16 protein-coding genes are annotated in these 15912 nt (G+C 71.8%); 11 read left to right on the top strand and 5 right to left on the bottom strand.

Going from position 1 to position 15912, the window contains the following annotated elements; all coding sequences use genetic code 11:
* Positions 1 to 183 precede the first annotated feature (183 nt).
* Both ACWD4A_RS12435 and ACWD4A_RS12430 read right to left on the bottom strand, forming a co-directional pair.
* Positions 184 to 1389, bottom strand: coding sequence for an adenylate/guanylate cyclase domain-containing protein (locus ACWD4A_RS12435; protein WP_451192820.1), 1206 nt, complete (start codon positions 1387 to 1389; stop codon positions 184 to 186).
* Between the two features lie 91 nt (positions 1390 to 1480).
* On the bottom strand, positions 1481 to 2350 hold the full coding sequence (locus ACWD4A_RS12430; RefSeq protein WP_451192819.1) for a biotin--[acetyl-CoA-carboxylase] ligase: 870 nt from the start codon (positions 2348 to 2350) through the stop codon (positions 1481 to 1483).
* 135 nt (positions 2351 to 2485) lie between these two features.
* Between ACWD4A_RS12430 and ACWD4A_RS12425 the strand changes: the two genes are divergently transcribed.
* From ACWD4A_RS12425 to ACWD4A_RS12405, 5 genes are all read left to right on the top strand, one after another.
* Positions 2486 to 4096, top strand: a complete 1611-nt coding sequence (locus ACWD4A_RS12425; protein ID WP_451192817.1) for an acyl-CoA carboxylase subunit beta — start codon at positions 2486 to 2488, stop codon at positions 4094 to 4096.
* Positions 4097 to 4121: 25 nt separating this feature from the next.
* Complete coding sequence (locus ACWD4A_RS12420; protein ID WP_451192815.1) at positions 4122 to 4328, top strand: acyl-CoA carboxylase epsilon subunit; 207 nt, start codon at positions 4122 to 4124, stop codon at positions 4326 to 4328.
* A gap of 71 nt (positions 4329 to 4399) precedes the next feature.
* Positions 4400 to 4531, top strand: coding sequence for a morphogenic membrane protein MmpB (gene mmpB, locus ACWD4A_RS12415; RefSeq protein WP_451192812.1), 132 nt, complete (start codon positions 4400 to 4402; stop codon positions 4529 to 4531).
* A 118-nt stretch (positions 4532 to 4649) separates the two neighbouring features.
* The gene (locus ACWD4A_RS12410; RefSeq protein ID WP_451192810.1) at positions 4650 to 6116 is read left to right on the top strand and encodes a peptidoglycan D,D-transpeptidase FtsI family protein; all 1467 of its coding nucleotides are present in this window, start codon (positions 4650 to 4652) and stop codon (positions 6114 to 6116) included.
* Positions 6117 to 6144: 28 nt separating this feature from the next.
* Positions 6145 to 6747: a nucleoside triphosphate pyrophosphatase gene (locus tag ACWD4A_RS12405; protein WP_451192808.1), complete on the top strand. Its 603-nt coding sequence runs from the start codon at positions 6145 to 6147 to the stop codon at positions 6745 to 6747.
* 3 nt (positions 6748 to 6750) lie between these two features.
* Here ACWD4A_RS12405 and ACWD4A_RS12400 read toward each other — a convergent pair whose 3' ends face one another.
* Positions 6751 to 7062, bottom strand: coding sequence for a hypothetical protein (locus tag ACWD4A_RS12400; RefSeq protein ID WP_451192805.1), 312 nt, complete (start codon positions 7060 to 7062; stop codon positions 6751 to 6753).
* Between the two features lie 225 nt (positions 7063 to 7287).
* Between ACWD4A_RS12400 and ACWD4A_RS12395 the strand changes: the two genes are divergently transcribed.
* From ACWD4A_RS12395 to ACWD4A_RS12380, 4 genes are all read left to right on the top strand, one after another.
* Positions 7288 to 7854 carry a DJ-1/PfpI family protein gene (locus ACWD4A_RS12395; protein WP_451192803.1) on the top strand — a complete coding sequence of 189 codons (567 nt, stop codon included), beginning with the start codon at positions 7288 to 7290 and terminating at the stop codon, positions 7852 to 7854.
* Between the two features lie 81 nt (positions 7855 to 7935).
* Positions 7936 to 8697: an IclR family transcriptional regulator gene (locus tag ACWD4A_RS12390; protein ID WP_451192801.1), complete on the top strand. Its 762-nt coding sequence runs from the start codon at positions 7936 to 7938 to the stop codon at positions 8695 to 8697.
* Positions 8698 to 9109: 412 nt separating this feature from the next.
* Entirely contained in the window at positions 9110 to 10864 is a 1755-nt protein-coding gene (locus tag ACWD4A_RS12385; protein WP_451192799.1) for an ATP-binding protein, read from the top strand.
* Positions 10865 to 11034: 170 nt separating this feature from the next.
* Positions 11035 to 11649, top strand: a complete 615-nt coding sequence (locus ACWD4A_RS12380) for a TetR/AcrR family transcriptional regulator (protein WP_451192797.1) — start codon at positions 11035 to 11037, stop codon at positions 11647 to 11649.
* 12 nt (positions 11650 to 11661) lie between these two features.
* Here the strand turns inward: ACWD4A_RS12380 and ACWD4A_RS12375 are convergent, their stop codons facing one another.
* Together ACWD4A_RS12375 and ACWD4A_RS12370 are read right to left on the bottom strand one after the other, a co-directional pair.
* Positions 11662 to 12702: a DeoR/GlpR family DNA-binding transcription regulator gene (locus tag ACWD4A_RS12375; protein ID WP_451192793.1), complete on the bottom strand. Its 1041-nt coding sequence runs from the start codon at positions 12700 to 12702 to the stop codon at positions 11662 to 11664.
* Positions 12703 to 12810: 108 nt separating this feature from the next.
* A complete protein-coding gene (locus tag ACWD4A_RS12370) occupies positions 12811 to 14259 on the bottom strand; it encodes an NAD(P)H-quinone dehydrogenase (RefSeq protein ID WP_451192790.1) in 1449 nt (482 codons plus the stop codon).
* A 214-nt stretch (positions 14260 to 14473) separates the two neighbouring features.
* Here ACWD4A_RS12370 and ACWD4A_RS12365 point away from each other — a divergent pair, with 214 nt between their 5' ends.
* Both ACWD4A_RS12365 and ACWD4A_RS12360 read left to right on the top strand, forming a co-directional pair.
* Entirely contained in the window at positions 14474 to 14911 is a 438-nt protein-coding gene (locus tag ACWD4A_RS12365) for a gamma-glutamylcyclotransferase (RefSeq protein ID WP_116213584.1), read from the top strand.
* 126 nt (positions 14912 to 15037) lie between these two features.
* Positions 15038 to 15853 carry a purine-nucleoside phosphorylase gene (locus ACWD4A_RS12360; protein ID WP_451192787.1) on the top strand — a complete coding sequence of 272 codons (816 nt, stop codon included), beginning with the start codon at positions 15038 to 15040 and terminating at the stop codon, positions 15851 to 15853.
* Positions 15854 to 15912: the final 59 nt, after the last annotated feature.

The raw sequence follows: 15912 nt of genomic DNA, 5'->3' as shown, positions 1-15912 counted from the left end.
GGGCGGGGCTGGGGAACAAAGCGCCCACCGGCCCGCAGCCGGGCGGGGGTCGCGGGGCGGAGCCCCGGCCGCGGCGGAGCCGCGCATCGGATGCAGCGGGAAGGGGCGGGGCTGGGGAAAAAGCCCGCCGCAGGCGCGAACCGGCCCGCGGCCGAGCACAGACGGAGCCGCGCAGCGAAGTGGTCAACTACGCCGCGTCAAAAGCCAAGGCTCGACCACGCCGAGCCCCCGCACCGGCCGCTGCCACATCGGCTGGAGAGCGAAGCGGTACTGGGACTCCGTCTCCGGCCCCACCTCCGCCTCGGACTTCGGCGCGTCCCCGCTCCGTGCCAGTTCCTCCGCGAACGCCCCGTCCACCAGGACCGCGTCCTTCGGCGCTATCGACGTCAGCCGGGACGCCAGGTTCACGGTGGTGCCGAAGACGTCGCCCATGCGCGTCGTGACCGTGCCGAAGGCGATGCCGACGCGCAGCTCCGGCATCGTCTCGTCGTGGGTCATGGTCTCGATCAGCCGCAGGCCGATCTCGGCGGCGGTGCCCGCGTCGTCGGCCGCGTACAGCACCTCGTCGCCGAGGGTCTTGATCAGGCGGCCGCCGTGCGCCGCCACCAGGTCCGCGGCGGTGGTCTCGAAGGCCTCGACCAGTTCGCCGAGTTCCTCCTCCTCCAGGCGGCGCGTCAGGCGGGTGAAGCCCACGAGGTCGGCGAAGCCGACGGCCAGCCGCCGGTCGACCATCTCCGCGTCGTCCTGCGCCTGGACGACGCGGCCGGTGGCGGCGGCGAGCTGCCGCCGCCAGACGTAGACGAGGAACTCCTCCAGCTCCGGCAGCAGCAGCTCGACCAGCGGATAGGTGATCTCCGTCCGGGTCATGCCCGGTTCCTGAGGCTCGGTCAGCCCCTCCAGGAAGGAGTCGATCTGCCAGTCGGCGAGCCGGGCCGTGGTCTGCCCGGTGGACCGGGCGACCTGCACCGCCATGGGCTCGCTGAGCAGTCCGGCCTCGACCAGACCGGCGAGCCGCCGCAGTGCCAGGACGTCCGCCTCGGTCAGCGCGCGGGCCTGGCCGATGTCGGCGAAGCCCATGGCGCGCCAGAAGCGGGCGGCCAGGTCCATGGAGACCCCGGCCGCGCGCGCCGCCTGGAAGGGGGTGTAGCGCCGCTCGGCGCCGAGGATCAGCGACTCCAGCCGCAGGGCGATGGGGTCGCCGCCCTCGTCGCCGTAGTCGTCGACGCCCTTGGCGGCCCCGTTCCCCGCGCCGCTCTCCGTACCGTCCGTACCGTTCCCCGCGCCGACCTCGTCGGCGCGGCCCTCGGCCCCGCCGGCGTTCGCACGCGCGGTGCCGTTCTCCCCCGCGGCCTCAACGGCACGGGAGGTCCCCCTACCGTCGGCGGTCACCGCCCGCCCCCTGTCCGATCCGTGCGCACTGCCCTGCCGATCACTGCTCGCTTAGGTTCCGGGCACAACGATACGACAGGTGTGCCGTAGCTCACTCTTCCGACGGGGCGGGCCTCAGATGAACGATGTCGCCCGCGCCCACCGGCCGCTGCACTCCCTCGCCCGTCGCCAGCACCAGCCGGCCGTCCCCGTCCACGGCCACAGCCTCCCCGACCAGCTCGTGCCCGCCGGGCAGTTCGGCCCGGACGGTCCGGCCGAGCGTGGCGCAGCCCGCCGCGTACGCCTCCATGAGGCGGCACGCGCCGGGATCGCCCCCGGCGCGCCGCCACTCGCCGTACCACTCCTCCAGGGAGCGGAGCACGGCCCGCAGCAGTGGATCGCGGTCCACGGCCTGCGCCCCGGCCAGGGCCAGCGAGCCCGCGGTGGGGACGGGGAGTTCGTCGGCGCGCAGCGACACGTTCAGGCCGATGCCCACGACAACGCTGTCACCGGTGCGTTCGGCGAGGATGCCGCCGGTCTTCCGCTCCGCGCCGTCGACGGTGACCAGCAGGTCGTTGGGCCACTTCAGGGCCGTGTCGACGCCGGCGGCGCGGGAGAGCGCGGCGGCCGTGGCCACGCCGGTGAGCAGCGGCAGCCAGCCCCAGCGCTCGGCGGGCACGTCCGGGCCGGGGGTGAGGAGCACGGAGAGGAAGAGCCCGGAGCGCGGCGGCGCCGACCAGGTGCGGTCCAGCCGTCCGCGACCGGCCGACTGCTCCTCGGCGATCAGTACCGCGCCCTCCGTCGCGGTGCCGGACGCGGCGGCGGCGACCAGGTCCGAGTTGGTGGAGCCGGTGCGGGCGACCACGTCGAGGGAGGTCCACAGCCCGTCGGGGCGCAGCAGCCCGCGGCGGAGGGCGGTGGTGTTGAGGGGGGGACGGTCGAGGTCGGACCAGCGGTTGCCCGAGGAGTCGGAGGGTGTCATGGGAGCCACCATAGGAGGCGTCGGCACCGGGACGGGTGTGGCCAACGACGCACCGCCGCAGCGCATCCGCGCGGATACGCTACGAACCGGTAGCCCAGTCAGCCCACCCTCTGGACGAGCAGGAGCCGCATCCCGATGTCCGAGCCAGACACCACCCGTGGATCCGACGCCATCGACATCCACACCACCGCGGGCAAGCTCGCGGACCTCCAGCGCCGGATCGAGGAGGCGACCCACGCAGGCTCCGCGCGGGCGGTGGAGAAGCAGCACGCGAAGGGCAAGTTGACGGCCCGTGAGCGCATCGAACTGCTGCTGGACGAGGGTTCCTTCGTGGAGCTGGACGAGTTCGCCCGGCACCGCTCGACCAACTTCGGCATCGAGAGGAACCGGCCGTACGGGGACGGTGTCGTCACCGGCTACGGCACGGTCGACGGCCGGACGATCTGCGTCTATTCACAGGACTTCACGATTTTCGGCGGCTCGCTGGGCGAGGTCTACGGCGAGAAGATCGTCAAGGTCATGGACTTCGCACTGAAGAACGGCTGTCCGGTCGTCGGCATCAACGACGGTGGCGGCGCCCGCATTCAGGAGGGCGTGGTCGCGCTCGGGCTGTTCGCCGAGATCTTCCGCCGCAATGTGCACGCCTCCGGGGTGGTCCCGCAGATCTCCCTGATCGTCGGCCCCTGCGCGGGCGGTGCGGTCTACTCCCCCGCCATCACCGACTTCACGGTGATGGTCGATCAGACCTCGCACATGTTCATCACCGGCCCCGACGTCATCAAGACCGTCACCGGTGAGGACGTCGGCTTCGAGGAACTGGGCGGCGCCCGTACGCACAACACCACCTCGGGCGTGGCGCACCACATGGCGGGCGACGAGAAGGACGCCATCGAGTACGTCAAGGCGCTGCTGTCCTACCTGCCCTCCAACAACCTCTCGGAGCCGCCCGCCTTCCCCGAGGAGGCGGACCTCGCGGTGTCGGGCGCGGACCGCGAACTCGACGCGCTGATCCCGGACTCCGCGAACCAGCCGTACGACATGCACACCGCCATCGAGCACGTGCTGGACGACGGCGAGTTCCTGGAGACCCAGGCCCTGTTCGCGCCGAACATGGTCACGGGCTTCGGCCGGGTCGAGGGCCATCCGGTCGGGGTGGTCGCCAACCAGCCGCTGCAGTTCGCGGGCTGCCTGGACATCAACGCGAGCGAGAAGGCGGCCCGGTTCGTCCGGACCTGCGACGCGTTCAACGTCCCGGTGCTGACCTTCGTGGACGTGCCCGGCTTCCTCCCGGGCACCGACCAGGAGTACAACGGCATCATCCGGCGCGGCGCCAAGCTGATCTACGCGTACGCCGAGGCGACGGTGCCGCTGATCACGGTGATCACCCGCAAGGCGTTCGGCGGCGCGTACGACGTGATGGGCTCCAAGCACCTCGGCGCGGACCTCAACCTCGCCTGGCCCACCGCGCAGATCGCGGTCATGGGCGCGCAGGGCGCGGTCAACATCCTGCACCGGCGGACGCTCGCGGCGGCGGAGACGCCCGAGGAGCAGGAGGAGCTGCGCGCCGGGCTCATCGCGGACTACGAGGACGCGCTGCTCAACCCGTACACGGCCGCCGAGCGCGGCTACGTCGACGCGGTGATCATGCCGCACGAGACGCGCGCCCACATCGTGCGCGGCCTGCGGGCCCTGCGCGACAAGCGCGAGGCGCTGCCGCCGAAGAAGCACGGCAACATCCCGCTGTAGATCCCGCGCCGCCGAGGAGCTGACCATGATCAAGGTCGTACGGGGCAATCCGACACCCGAGGAGCTGGCCGCCGCCCTGGCGGTGGTCCAGGCCCGCGCGGCGGCACGGGCGGCCGCCGCGCCGGAGGGCACCGCCCGCACCGAGTGGGCCGACCCGGCCCGCCGCGTCGCCGCCCGGCGCACGTCCCGGCCGGGCCCGCGGGCCTGGCGGACCTCGTACTGGCCGGCCTGACCGGGCCTTGCCCGAGCGCCTGAGTACGCGTACTCAGGCGCTGCGGCGGGTCCGGCCACAGCATGGGAGCCATGCTGTGGTCAGACCCGCCCGAAGAGCCGCCCGAGGAGCTGCGCGAGGCCCAGGCGATGCTCCGCCGGGCGGGCCTCGTGCTGGCCATCGGTGTGGTGGCGCTGTTCCTCCTGCTCGGGGTGAACCTCTGACACACCCGCCTGACGTGCTCGCCTGACACACCCGTCACTCGCGTCACTCGTGCAACCAAATTCCCGGCATTCACGTCATCACCTGTGAAATGCCGCGAATCCGGGAGTGCGTCAGCTCATGAACAAACCCGTGCGTCACGTGTCCGTCTTCGTCGGCGTGCTCGTGCTCGCCCTCATGGCCCAGGCCACGTGGGTGCAGTTCGTCCGCAACAAGGAGTTGTCGGAGAACGAGCACAACCGGCGGGTGAGGATCGACACCTTCGCCCAGCCCCGCGGCAACATCATCGTCGGCGGCAAGTCGATAACGGGGTCCGTGGAGACCACGGGCAGCGACTTCAGGTACAAGCGCGTCTACACGGACGGGCCGCTGTACGCCCCCGTCACCGGCTACTCCTCGCAGATCTACCAGAGCTCGCAGCTGGAGAGCCTCAACGACAAGCTGCTGAGCGGCCGGGACGACAAGCTCCTCTTCCAGCACACCACCGACATGCTCACCGGCAAGAAGCCGCGCGGCGGCGACGTGGTCACCACCATCGACCCGAAGGCACAGAAGGCCGCCTACGAGGGCCTCGGCAAGTACAAGGGCGCCGTCGTGGCACTCGACCCGCGCACCGGCAAGGTGCTGGCCCTCGCCTCGACGCCCTCGTACGACCCGTCGGTCTTCGCCGGCGACCGGACCAAGGACGGGGACGCCTGGAAGAAGCTGGAGGCCGACAAGGACAAGCCGCTGCTGAACCGGGCGCTCAAGGACCGCTACCCGCCGGGCTCCACCTTCAAGATCCTCACCGCGGCGGCGGCCCTCGAACACGGCGTGGTCACGGACATCAACGCCAAGGGCGACGCCCCCACCCCGTACAAGCTCCCCCTCACCACCACCTACGTCCGCAACGACGTACAGACCCCGGACTGCGACAAGGGCTCCCTCAAGTCCGGTCTGCAGTGGTCGTGCAACAACGTCTTCCTCGACCTGGCCGACAAGCTGGGCGTGGACAAGATGCGCGAGACCGCGGAGAACTTCGGCTTCAACAACCCCAAGGTGGACATCCCCGTCCGCGCGGTGGAGAGCATCTACCCCAAGAAGCTCGACCGGCCGCAGACCGCGCTGACCGGCATGGGCCAGGGCAGCCTCGACAGCACCCCGCTGCAGATCGCGATGATGACCGCCGGGCTCGCCAACGACGGCAAGCTGATGAAGCCCTACATGGTGGAGGAGCTGCGCGGCCCCGACCTGACCGTGCTGGAGAAGCACAAGCCCGAGCTGATGAAGCAGGCCGTCTCCGCCGACACGGCGAAGAAGGTGCAGACGATGATGGAGAACACCGCCGAGAACGGCACCGGCAAGAAGGCCCTGATCGACGGCGTCACGGTCGGCGCGAAGACCGGCACGGCCCAGCACGGCGTCAACAACGAGAAGCTGCCGTACGCCTGGTTCGTCTCCTACGCCAAGCAGGGCGACGGCTCGCCGGTCGCGGTCGCCGTCTTCATCGACCCCGAGGGCTCGGGCATCGACCGCGACGAGATCTCCGGCGGCGGCCTCGCGGGCCCCATCGCCAAGAAGGTCATGGAAGCGGTGATCGACAAGTAGCGGGGCGGGCGTTGTCTACGATGGCGGGATGACCGCTCAGCGCCGCCTCGTCCTCGCCTCCCAGTCCCCCGCCCGCCTCGGGCTGCTCCGCGGCGCGGGGTTCGCACCCGAAGTGATCGTCAGCGGGGTGGACGAGGACGCGCTCACCGCCCCGACGCCCGGCGAGCTCGCCCGGGTCCTCGCCGAGGCCAAGGCGGCGGCCGTGGCCGCGCGGCCGGAGGCGGCGGGGGCACTGGTCGTGGGCTGCGACTCGGTGCTGGAACTGGACGGGCAGGCCCTCGGCAAGCCGGCGGACGCCGAGGAGGCCACCGCCCGCTGGAAGACGATGCGCGGCCGGTCCGGGGAGCTCCGGACCGGCCACTGCGTGATCGACACGACAACCGGCCGCCGCGTGTCCGCGACCGCCTCCACGACGGTGCGGTTCGGCGAGCCCGACGACGCCGAGATCGCCGCGTACGTGGCCTCCGGCGAGCCGCTGCACGTCGCGGGTGCCTTCACCCTCGACGGCCGGTCCGCGCCCTTCGTCGAGGGCATCGACGGCGACCACGGCAACGTCATCGGCCTGTCGCTCCCCCTGCTCCGCACGCTCCTCGCCGAGCTGGGGATCGCGGTCACCGACCTGTGGGTGTGACGGCTACATCGGCAGCAGGCTGGTGACGGGGCGGACGAGGCCCAGCACCGGGTCGAGCGCCTCGAAAGCCTTGGCCGCCTGGCCGAGCTGGTTGGTCTGCTTCAGTCCGTTGTCGATCTGCTTGGTGGCGCCGGGGTAGATGCTCATGTCCTGGTTGCCCTTGGGCGGGTCCACGGGTGGGGACATGTGCGGCGGGGCGAAGACGTCCCCGGCGCTCGCGACGGGGTGTGGCATGGGCGCCGCGGAGGCGGCGGCTGCGGTCATGGTCAGGGCGGCGCCGGTAAGAGCGGCGGCGGCTGCAATGCGCTTGATCATGCCCAATGAACGAGGTCGGGGCACGTCGGTCACCATCCCTTGCGCCACTCGGGGGCATGCCCCGGAAATGCGCGGACCGCGCCCGGCGGAACAACCCTTCACCCTGAAGTGGGTTACCCCGCCGCACGGTTGACGGTCGGGCGTGCCCCGGAACGGCGTTTGTTCGGTTTCCTGGTCCGCGCCCCGGCGCATATTCGGGTTAGCCGATCCCAAGGAGCGCCAGCCATGCCGAAGATCCTCATCACGACCGGCGACGCAGCCGAGGACCTCGAGGTCATGTACCCGTACCAGCGGCTGCTGGAGGAGGGGTACGACGTCGACATCGCCGCGCCGACCGTGAAGAAGCTCCAGTTCGTGGTGCACGACTTCGTGACGGACTTCGACACCTACACCGAGAAGCCCGGCCACACCTGGCCCGCCGACATCGCCCTGGCGCAGGTGCACCCCGCGGACTACGCGGCCCTGGTCATCCCGGGCGGCCGGGCACCCGAGTTCCTGCGGATGGACCCGGACTTCCAGCGGATCATCACGTCCTTCTTCGCCGCGGACAAGCCGGTCGCGCACATCTGCCACGCGGTCGTCGCCCTCGCCCCGCTGGGCGTGCTCCAGGGCCGCAGGACCGCGGCGTGGCCCGCGTGCGCGCCCGACGTACGCCTGGCGGGCGGGACGTTCGTGGACGCGGAGGCGGTCGTGGACGGCAACATGGTGTCGGCGCGGGCGTGGAACGACCACCCGGCGTGGATGCGGGCGTTCGTCGACCTGCTGCGCGAGCGGGTCCCGCTCAAGGGCTGAGCCGGGGCCCCGCCCGGGGGCTGTGCCAAGCTGGAGGGTCCGCCCGGCACCGCCGCACCGCCCCCGAAGGAGCCCGCCGTCATGCCCCAGTCCGTGGACCGCGCCCTCGACGTCCTCGACGCCGTGGCGGGCTCCGCCGGGCCCGTGACCGCCAAGGCCCTCGCCCGCGCGACCGGCTGCGGGCTGTCCACGGTCTACGAGCTGCTGGGCGCCCTCACGGCCCGGGGCCATGTCGTACGGACCGCCGGCGGCTACACCCTGGGCTACCGCGTACCGTCCCTGCACCGCGCGTTCCAGCGCCAGATGCGGCTGGACGACGAGGTGCACGGGCTGCTGCTCACGGCCCGGCGGGCGGCGGGCGCGGACACCTACTTCAGCACCTACCGGGACGGGGACATCGCCGTCCTCGCCGGAACCTCCGCTTCCGTGCCGACCGGTGGCTTCACCGTCGGGCAGGACGCCGACGGGCACGCCACCGCCCACGGCAAGGTGCTGCTCTCCGCCCTCCCCCGGGCCGCCCGCGCGCGCTACCTCGCCGCGACCGGTATGCGGGCCCTCACGCCCCGCACCGTCACCTCGCCGGAACTGCTGGACCGACAGCTGCGCCGGGTGCGACGGGAGGGCATCGCGGTGGAGATCGAGGAGTGCGCGCCGGGAGTGGCGTGCCTGGCCGTGCCGGTGCCGGTCGCGGACGGCGGTCCGGTCACGGCCGTCTCCGCGGCGCTGCCGCTGGCGGAGTTCCACGAGCGCAAGGGGCAACTCGCCGGGACGCTGCGCCAGGTGGCGGCGGAGGCCGGGAGGCTGGCTGCCCGTCAGTACGCCGTGGACGCTCCGGCGCACTGATGCGGACCCCGGCGCTCCGCCGGTGCTCCGCTCGGGCGGGTGGTTACCCCCGAGTAGAGGCGGCGCGGGCGCTACCGATGGGTACACCGGAGACAGGGGGCACAAGAGGAGGGGAGCAGTCCGCCCGGTCGTCCACGTCGGCAGTCCGGCGACCGCGCAAACTTTGTGTCACCCCTTCGTAGGGACTCCACAAAGAAAGCGCGCCGAAGATCGGGAACATTGATCGAGACCTTGCCCACAGAGCGCACCCGTCCTCGGTCACGGAACCCGGCGTACGGTGGGAGAACTGGGATTTCCCGGCCTCGCCCGGACGGTCTTTCACGCTCCGTGTGGGCAAGCTCACCCCGGGAGTCGGGTCGGCATGGAGTGTTGCCTGTACCTAAACTCACCTTGTTTCAAGGAGGGAGTCATCGTGCGCAAGGTGCTCATCGCCAACCGTGGCGAAATCGCTGTCCGCGTCGCTCGTGCATGCCGGGACGCCGGGATCGGGAGTGTGGCGGTCTACGCCGACCCGGACCGTGACGCATTGCACGTCCGCGTAGCCGACGAGGCATACGCGCTGGGCGGTGACACCCCGGCGACGAGCTACCTCGACGTGGCCAAGGTGCTTGCCGCAGCGGCGGAGTCGGGGGCGGACGCCGTCCACCCGGGGTACGGCTTCCTGTCCGAGAACGCCGAGTTCGCGCAGGCCGTCCTCGACGCCGGGCTGATCTGGATCGGCCCGCCGCCGCAGGCCATCCGCGACCTCGGCGACAAGGTGGCGGCCCGTCATATCGCCCAGCGCGCCGGTGCGCCGCTGGTCGCGGGCACCCCCGACCCGGTCTCCGGCGCCGCGGAGGTCGTGGCCTTCGCCGAGGAGCACGGCCTGCCGATCGCCATCAAGGCCGCCTTCGGCGGTGGCGGCCGCGGTCTGAAGGTCGCCCGCACCCTCGAAGAGGTCCCGGAGCTCTACGACTCCGCGGTCCGCGAGGCCGTGGCCGCGTTCGGCCGCGGCGAGTGCTTCGTCGAGCGCTACCTGGACCGGCCCCGCCACGTCGAGACCCAGTGCCTGGCCGACAAGCACGGCAACGTGGTCGTGGTCTCCACCCGTGACTGCTCCCTCCAGCGCCGCCACCAGAAGCTGGTCGAGGAGGCCCCGGCGCCGTTCCTGTCCGAGGAGCAGAACGCCGAGCTCTACCGCGCCTCCAAGGCCATCCTGCGCGAGGCCGGTTACGAGGGCGCGGGCACCTGCGAGTTCCTCGTCGGCCAGGACGGCACGATCTCCTTCCTGGAGGTCAACACCCGGCTCCAGGTCGAGCACCCGGTCACCGAAGAGGTCACCGGCATCGACCTGGTGCGCGAGATGTTCCGCATCGCCGACGGCGAGGAACTCGGCTACGACGACCCGCAGCTGCGCGGCCACTCCTTCGAGTTCCGCATCAACGGCGAGGACCCGGGCCGCAACTTCCTGCCCGCGCCCGGCACCGTCACCCGCTTCGACGCGCCCTCCGGCCCCGGCGTCCGCCTGGACGCGGGCGTGGAGTCCGGCTCGGTGATCGGCCCGGCCTGGGACTCCCTGCTGGCCAAGCTGATCGTCACCGGCGCCACCCGTGAGCAGGCCCTGCAGCGCGCGGCCCGCGCGCTGGGCGAGTTCACGGTCGAGGGCATGGCCACCGCCATCCCCTTCCACCGGGCCGTCGTCACCGACCCCGCCTTCACCTCGGACCCGTTCCGCGTGCACACCCGCTGGATCGAGACCGAGTTCGTCAACGAGATCCAGCCCTTCGCGGGCGCGGTCACCGAGGACGAGGAGGAGGCCGCGGGCCGCGAGACCGTCGTGGTCGAGGTCGGCGGCAAGCGCCTGGAGGTCTCCCTCCCGTCCTCGCTGGGCATGACGATCGCCCGCACCGCCGCGGCCGGCGGCGCCAAGCCCAAGCGGCGCGCGACGAAGAAGGCCGGGTCCGCCGCCTCGGGTGACGCCCTGACGTCCCCGATGCAGGGCACGATCGTCAAGGTCGCCGTCGAGGAGGGCCAGGAGGTCGCCGAGGGCGAGCTCATCGTGGTCCTGGAGGCGATGAAGATGGAGCAGCCCCTGAACGCCCACAAGGCGGGCACCGTCAAGGGCATCAACGCCGAGGTCGGCGCCTCGGTCTCGTCCGGCGCCACCATCTGCGAGATCAAGGACTGACGTCCCGCAGCGAAGCCTTCGGGCCCGGCCGTGCACACGGCCGGGCCCGAAGGCGTTCCCGGGGCCGCGCGGCCGCACCCGCGTACGCGGGGCTACCCGAACGGCGGAACCCCACGGGGGTGCCAGTGGCATTCTTTACGGGCGGGGAGTCACAGGGAGGATCGGCGGCAATGACCACGGAGACCACACAGGCGTCACCACGGCCCATGCGCGCGGACGCGCGGCGGAACTACGAGCGGCTGCTCGCGGAGGCCCGCACCGCCTTCACCGCACACGGCACGGACGCCTCCCTGGAAGACATCGCCCGGCGCGCGGGCGTCGGCATCGGGACGCTCTACCGGCATTTCCCCAACCGCACGGCCCTGATGAGCGCCGTCTTCCAGGGCGAGGTCGACGGGCTGCTCACCCGCTCCCGGGAGTTGCTGGCCTCGCCCGAGCCCTGCCGGGCGCTGGTGGACTGGCTGCGCGCCATCGTGGCGCACGCCAGCACCTACCGGGGGCTGTCGCGCGCCCTGATGGCCGCGCAGAGCGACGAGGCGTCCGCGCTGTCGCGGTGCAGCCTGCCCATGCGGGAGGCGGGCAGCGAACTGCTCGCCCGCGCCCAGGGCGCCGGGGCCGTCCGGGCGGACGTGGGCATCGTCGATCTGATGCAGCTGACCAACGCGATCTCCCTGGCCGTGGAGCAGTCCCCGGACGACCCCGGTCTCGCCGACCGGCTCCTGATGCTGACGCTCACCGGTCTGCGGGCGCCCTCCGGCGCCGGTCGGGACTGCCCCGGCGCCTGAGGACACACCGCGTCAGCGCCGCCTGGGCGCCAGGTCCGCCACCCGCGCCGTCCCCTGGTCGCCCAGGGAGACCGCGCTGCGGAGCTGGGGCCCCGGCGGACCCCCCTGCCCCGGCCCGGACGGCTGGCCCGGACCCAGCGGATGCGTGCGCCGCTGGCCCGGCAGCGGGACGTCGCGGCGACGGGACGGCGGCACCGCCTCGCCCCCGCCGGGGACGCCCGACGGTCCCGAGCCCGACCCCGCGCCGGGCCCGGCGACCGAGATGTGGACGCCCTGGTCTGCGAGCGCCTGGAGCTCCGTGGCGGCCCGGTCGTCGTGCGCCGGGGGCTCGTCCGTGACCAGCCGCGTGATCACGTCCGTGGGCACCGTCTGGAACATGGTGTCGGTGCCCAGCTTCGTATGGTCCGCCAGCACCACCACCTCCGCCGCGGCCTGCACCAGCGCCCGGTCCACGCTCGCGGAGAGCATGTTGGACGTGGACAGGCCGCGCTCGGCGGTCAGCCCGCTCCCCGACAGGAACGCTCTCGACACCCGCAGCCCGTGCAGCGACTGCTCCGCCCCGCTGCCGACCAGGGCGTAGTTGGAACCGCGCAGCGTGCCGCCGGTCATCACGACCTCGACCCGGTTGGCATGCGCCAGTGCCTGCGCGACGAGCAGGGAGTTGGTGACCACGGTCAGACCCGGCACACGCGCGAGCCGACGGGCCAGCTCCTGCGTGGTCGTGCCGGCACCGACGACGACCGCCTCGCCCTCCTCGACGAAGCTCGCCGCCAGGTCGGCGATGGCCGTCTTCTCCGCGGTCGCTAGATGGGATTTCTGCGGGAAGCCGGATTCCCTGGTGAAACCGCCCGGCAGCACCGCACCGCCGTGCCGGCGGTCGAGCAGTCCTTCTGCCTCCAGTGCCCGCACGTCCCGCCGTACGGTCACTTCGGAGGTCTGGACGACGCGGGCGAGCTCACGGAGCGAAACCGCCCCATTTGCCCGCACCATTTCGAGGATCAATTGACGACGTTCTGCAGCGAACACGAAACCGACAGTAACGCCAACGACCATCCGTTTTCAGCAGGTTGCAGCAATTAACGGAAGTTGTCCGCTGCGGAGCGTGAGCCGTGATATAGGGAAGCCCTCGGTCCGTTACGCCTCCCTCCTCACCACCCCTCGCTACCCCTCGCGCTGCGTCTTCCGCGTGTGCAACTGGCGTGCCACCTCGGCGAGCGAGCCGGACAGCGACGGGTAGACGGTGAACGCGTTGGCGATCTGCTCCACGGTCAAGTTGTTGTCGACCGCGATCGAAATGGGGTGAATCAGCTCGCTCGCCCGCGGCGCGACCACGACACCGCCGACCACGATGCCCGTACCCGGGCGGCAGAACATCTTGACGAAGCCGTCCCGAATGCCCTGCATCTTCGCGCGCGGATTGCGCAGCAGCGGCAGCTTCACCATCCGCGCGTCAATCTTTCCGCTGTCGACATCGGCCTGCGTATAACCGACCGTCGCAATCTCCGGATCCGTAAATACGTTCGCGGATACAGCCTTGAGATTGAGCGGTGCCACCGCGTCACCCAGGAAGTGGTACATCGCGATGCGGCCCTGCATCGCCGCGACCGACGCGAGCGCCAGCACACCGGTGCAGTCGCCGGCCGCGTAGACGCCCGGCGCGCTGGTGCGCGAGACCCGGTCCGTCCGGATGTGACCCGACTCCGCCAGCCGGACCCCGGCCTCCTCCAGGCCGATCCCCTCCGTGTTGGGGATCGAGCCGACCGCCATCAGACAGTGCGTACCGGTGATCACCCGGCCGTCGGCCAGCGTCACCTCGACCCGGTCGCCCACGCGCTTCGCGGACTGCGCCCGCGACCGCGCCATCACGTTCATCCCGCGCCGCCGGAAGACGTCCTCCAGCACCGCCGCCGCGTCGGGGTCCTCGCCCGGCAGCACCCGGTCCCGCGAGGAGACCAGCGTCACCCTGGAGCCCAGCGCCTGGTAGGCGCCCGCGAACTCGGCACCCGTGACGCCCGAGCCGACCACGATGAGCTCCTCGGGGAGCTCGTCCAGGTCGTAGACCTGCGTCCAGTTCAGGATCCGCTCGCCGTCCGGCTGCGCGTCCGGGATCTCCCGCGGGTGCGCGCCCGTGGCGATCAGCACCGCGTCCGCGACGAGGGTCTCCTCGGCGCCGTCCGCGGCCCGCACGACCACCTTCCGCGAACCGTCCGGGCCCTGGTGCGGCTCCAGCCGGCCGCGGCCGCGCAGCACGCGCGCGCCGGCCCGGGTGACGGACGCCGTGATGTCGTGCGACTGCGCCAGCGCCAGCCGCTTCACACGCCGGTTGACCTTGCCCAGATCCACCCCCACGACCCGGGCCGTCTGCTCCAGCGGCGGAGTGTCGTCCGCGACGATGATCCCCAGCTCCTCGTACGAGGAGTCGAAGGTCGTCATCACTTCCGCCGTCGCAATGAGCGTCTTCGAGGGCACGCAGTCGGTCAGCACCGACGCCCCGCCCAGACCGTCGCAGTCGACGACGGTCACCTCCGCACCGAGTTGCGCGGCGACGAGCGCCGCTTCATACCCGCCGGGTCCGCCACCGATGATCACGATCCGAGTCACGTACTCCATTGTCCCGCACCCATCAAAGCGACTTCTCCCGGGGCCTCCCCCAGTGGATTCGCATCTCCATCCGTACGTCCATCCGCACGCACATCCCCGCGCGCGTCCCTACGTACCTGCCTACGCGAATCCGTGCGAGGACCGGCAGGAGGTTCCGGACGAACCTCCCTTCGAGACTGCCACCCCAAATGCCGTTCCGCCTCACTCCCGTACTCTCGGAGCCATGTCGCTCTACGCCGCGTACGCCGGCAACCTCGACGCGCGGCTGATGTCCCGCCGCGCACCCCACTCGCCCCTGCGCGGCACGGGCTGGCTCGCCGACTGGCGGCTGACCTTCGGCGGCGAGCAGCTGGGCTGGGAGGGCGCGCTCGCCACCGTCGTCGAGGCGCCGCGCAGCCAGGTCTTCGTCGCGCTCTACGACATCGCCCCGATGGACGAGGACTCGATGGACCGTTGGGAGGGCGTCGGCCTCGACATCTACCGCCGGATGCGGGTCCGCGTGCACACCCTCGACGGCGAGGAACCCGCCTGGGTCTACGTCCTCAACGGATACGAGGGCGGCCTGCCCTCCGCCCGCTATCTGGGTGAGATCGCCGACGCCGCGGAATCCGCCGGGGCGCCCCACGACTATGTGATGGAGCTCCGGAAGCGGCCCTGCTGAGCCTGCCGGGGACGGATCCGGGCGGCCGTGACGGATCCGTCTCGTCACAAGGCACAAAGCAACAATCGGAACACCGTCGCCAGTGACATCTACGCGCGTAGGCGAATAGCGGCTACCCTCGTCCGCGTGAACGCATCAGTTACCCCCCAGACCGACCCGTACGCCGCGGCCGACGCCGCCGCCGCCCGCCTGCGCGAGCTCACGGGCGCCGAGACCCACGACGTCGCCCTGGTCATGGGCTCCGGATGGGTTCCCGCCACCGAAGCCCTCGGCACCCCGGAGATCGAGTTCTCGGTCACCGAGCTCCCGGGCTTCTCCGCCGCCGCCGTCGCCGGCCACGCGGGCACCGTCCGCTCGTACAAGGTCAACGACAAGCGCGTCCTGGTCTTCCTCGGCCGCACGCACTACTACGAGGGCCGCGGCGTCGCCTCCGTCGTCCACGGCGTCCGCACCTCCGTCGCCGCGGGCTGCAAGACCATCGTCCTCACCAACGGCTGCGGCGGCCTCCGCGAGGGCATGCGCCCCGGCCAGCCGGTGCTGATCAGCGACCACATCAACCTCACGGCGACCTCGCCGATCGTCGGCGCGAACTTCGTCGACCTCACCGACCTGTACTCGCCGCGCCTGCGCGCGCTGTGCCAGGAGGTCGACGCCTCCCTCGAAGAGGGCGTCTACGTCCAGTTCCCCGGCCCGCACTACGAGACCCCCGCCGAGATCCGGATGATCCGCACGCTCGGCGCGGACCTCGTCGGCATGTCCACCACCCTCGAGGCGATCGCCGCCCGCGAGGCGGGCGCGGAGGTGCTCGGCATCTCGCTGGTCACCAACCTGGCCGCGGGCATGACGGGCGAGCCGCTGAACCACGAAGAGGTGCTGCAGGCCGGGCGGGACTCCGCCACGGCGATGGGGCGCCTGCTGGCTTCGGTGCTCGACAAGCTGTAACCCGCTGGGGCGGTGCCGCTCCGCTTGGGCGCGGGGCCGTCGGGCCTGGGGTCCGTATC

The sequence above is a fragment of the Streptomyces sp. NPDC002537 genome (assembly GCF_053594975.1).
This window is presented reverse-complemented; position numbering and strand designations above follow the sequence as displayed.

Coding starts and splice junctions, on each gene's coding strand:
- ACWD4A_RS12430 (WP_451192819.1), bottom strand. CDS start 2,350: ATGACACCCTCCGACTCCTCGGGCAACCGCTGGTCCGACCTCGACCGT.
- ACWD4A_RS12425 (WP_451192817.1), top strand. CDS start 2,486: ATGTCCGAGCCAGACACCACCCGTGGATCCGACGCCATCGACATCCAC.
- ACWD4A_RS12420 (WP_451192815.1), top strand. CDS start 4,122: ATGATCAAGGTCGTACGGGGCAATCCGACACCCGAGGAGCTGGCCGCC.
- mmpB (WP_451192812.1), top strand. CDS start 4,400: ATGCTGTGGTCAGACCCGCCCGAAGAGCCGCCCGAGGAGCTGCGCGAG.
- ACWD4A_RS12410 (WP_451192810.1), top strand. CDS start 4,650: ATGAACAAACCCGTGCGTCACGTGTCCGTCTTCGTCGGCGTGCTCGTG.
- ACWD4A_RS12405 (WP_451192808.1), top strand. CDS start 6,145: ATGACCGCTCAGCGCCGCCTCGTCCTCGCCTCCCAGTCCCCCGCCCGC.
- ACWD4A_RS12400 (WP_451192805.1), bottom strand. CDS start 7,062: ATGATCAAGCGCATTGCAGCCGCCGCCGCTCTTACCGGCGCCGCCCTG.
- ACWD4A_RS12395 (WP_451192803.1), top strand. CDS start 7,288: ATGCCGAAGATCCTCATCACGACCGGCGACGCAGCCGAGGACCTCGAG.
- ACWD4A_RS12390 (WP_451192801.1), top strand. CDS start 7,936: ATGCCCCAGTCCGTGGACCGCGCCCTCGACGTCCTCGACGCCGTGGCG.
- ACWD4A_RS12380 (WP_451192797.1), top strand. CDS start 11,035: ATGACCACGGAGACCACACAGGCGTCACCACGGCCCATGCGCGCGGAC.
- ACWD4A_RS12375 (WP_451192793.1), bottom strand. CDS start 12,702: ATGGTCGTTGGCGTTACTGTCGGTTTCGTGTTCGCTGCAGAACGTCGT.
- ACWD4A_RS12370 (WP_451192790.1), bottom strand. CDS start 14,259: ATGGAGTACGTGACTCGGATCGTGATCATCGGTGGCGGACCCGGCGGG.
- ACWD4A_RS12365 (WP_116213584.1), top strand. CDS start 14,474: ATGTCGCTCTACGCCGCGTACGCCGGCAACCTCGACGCGCGGCTGATG.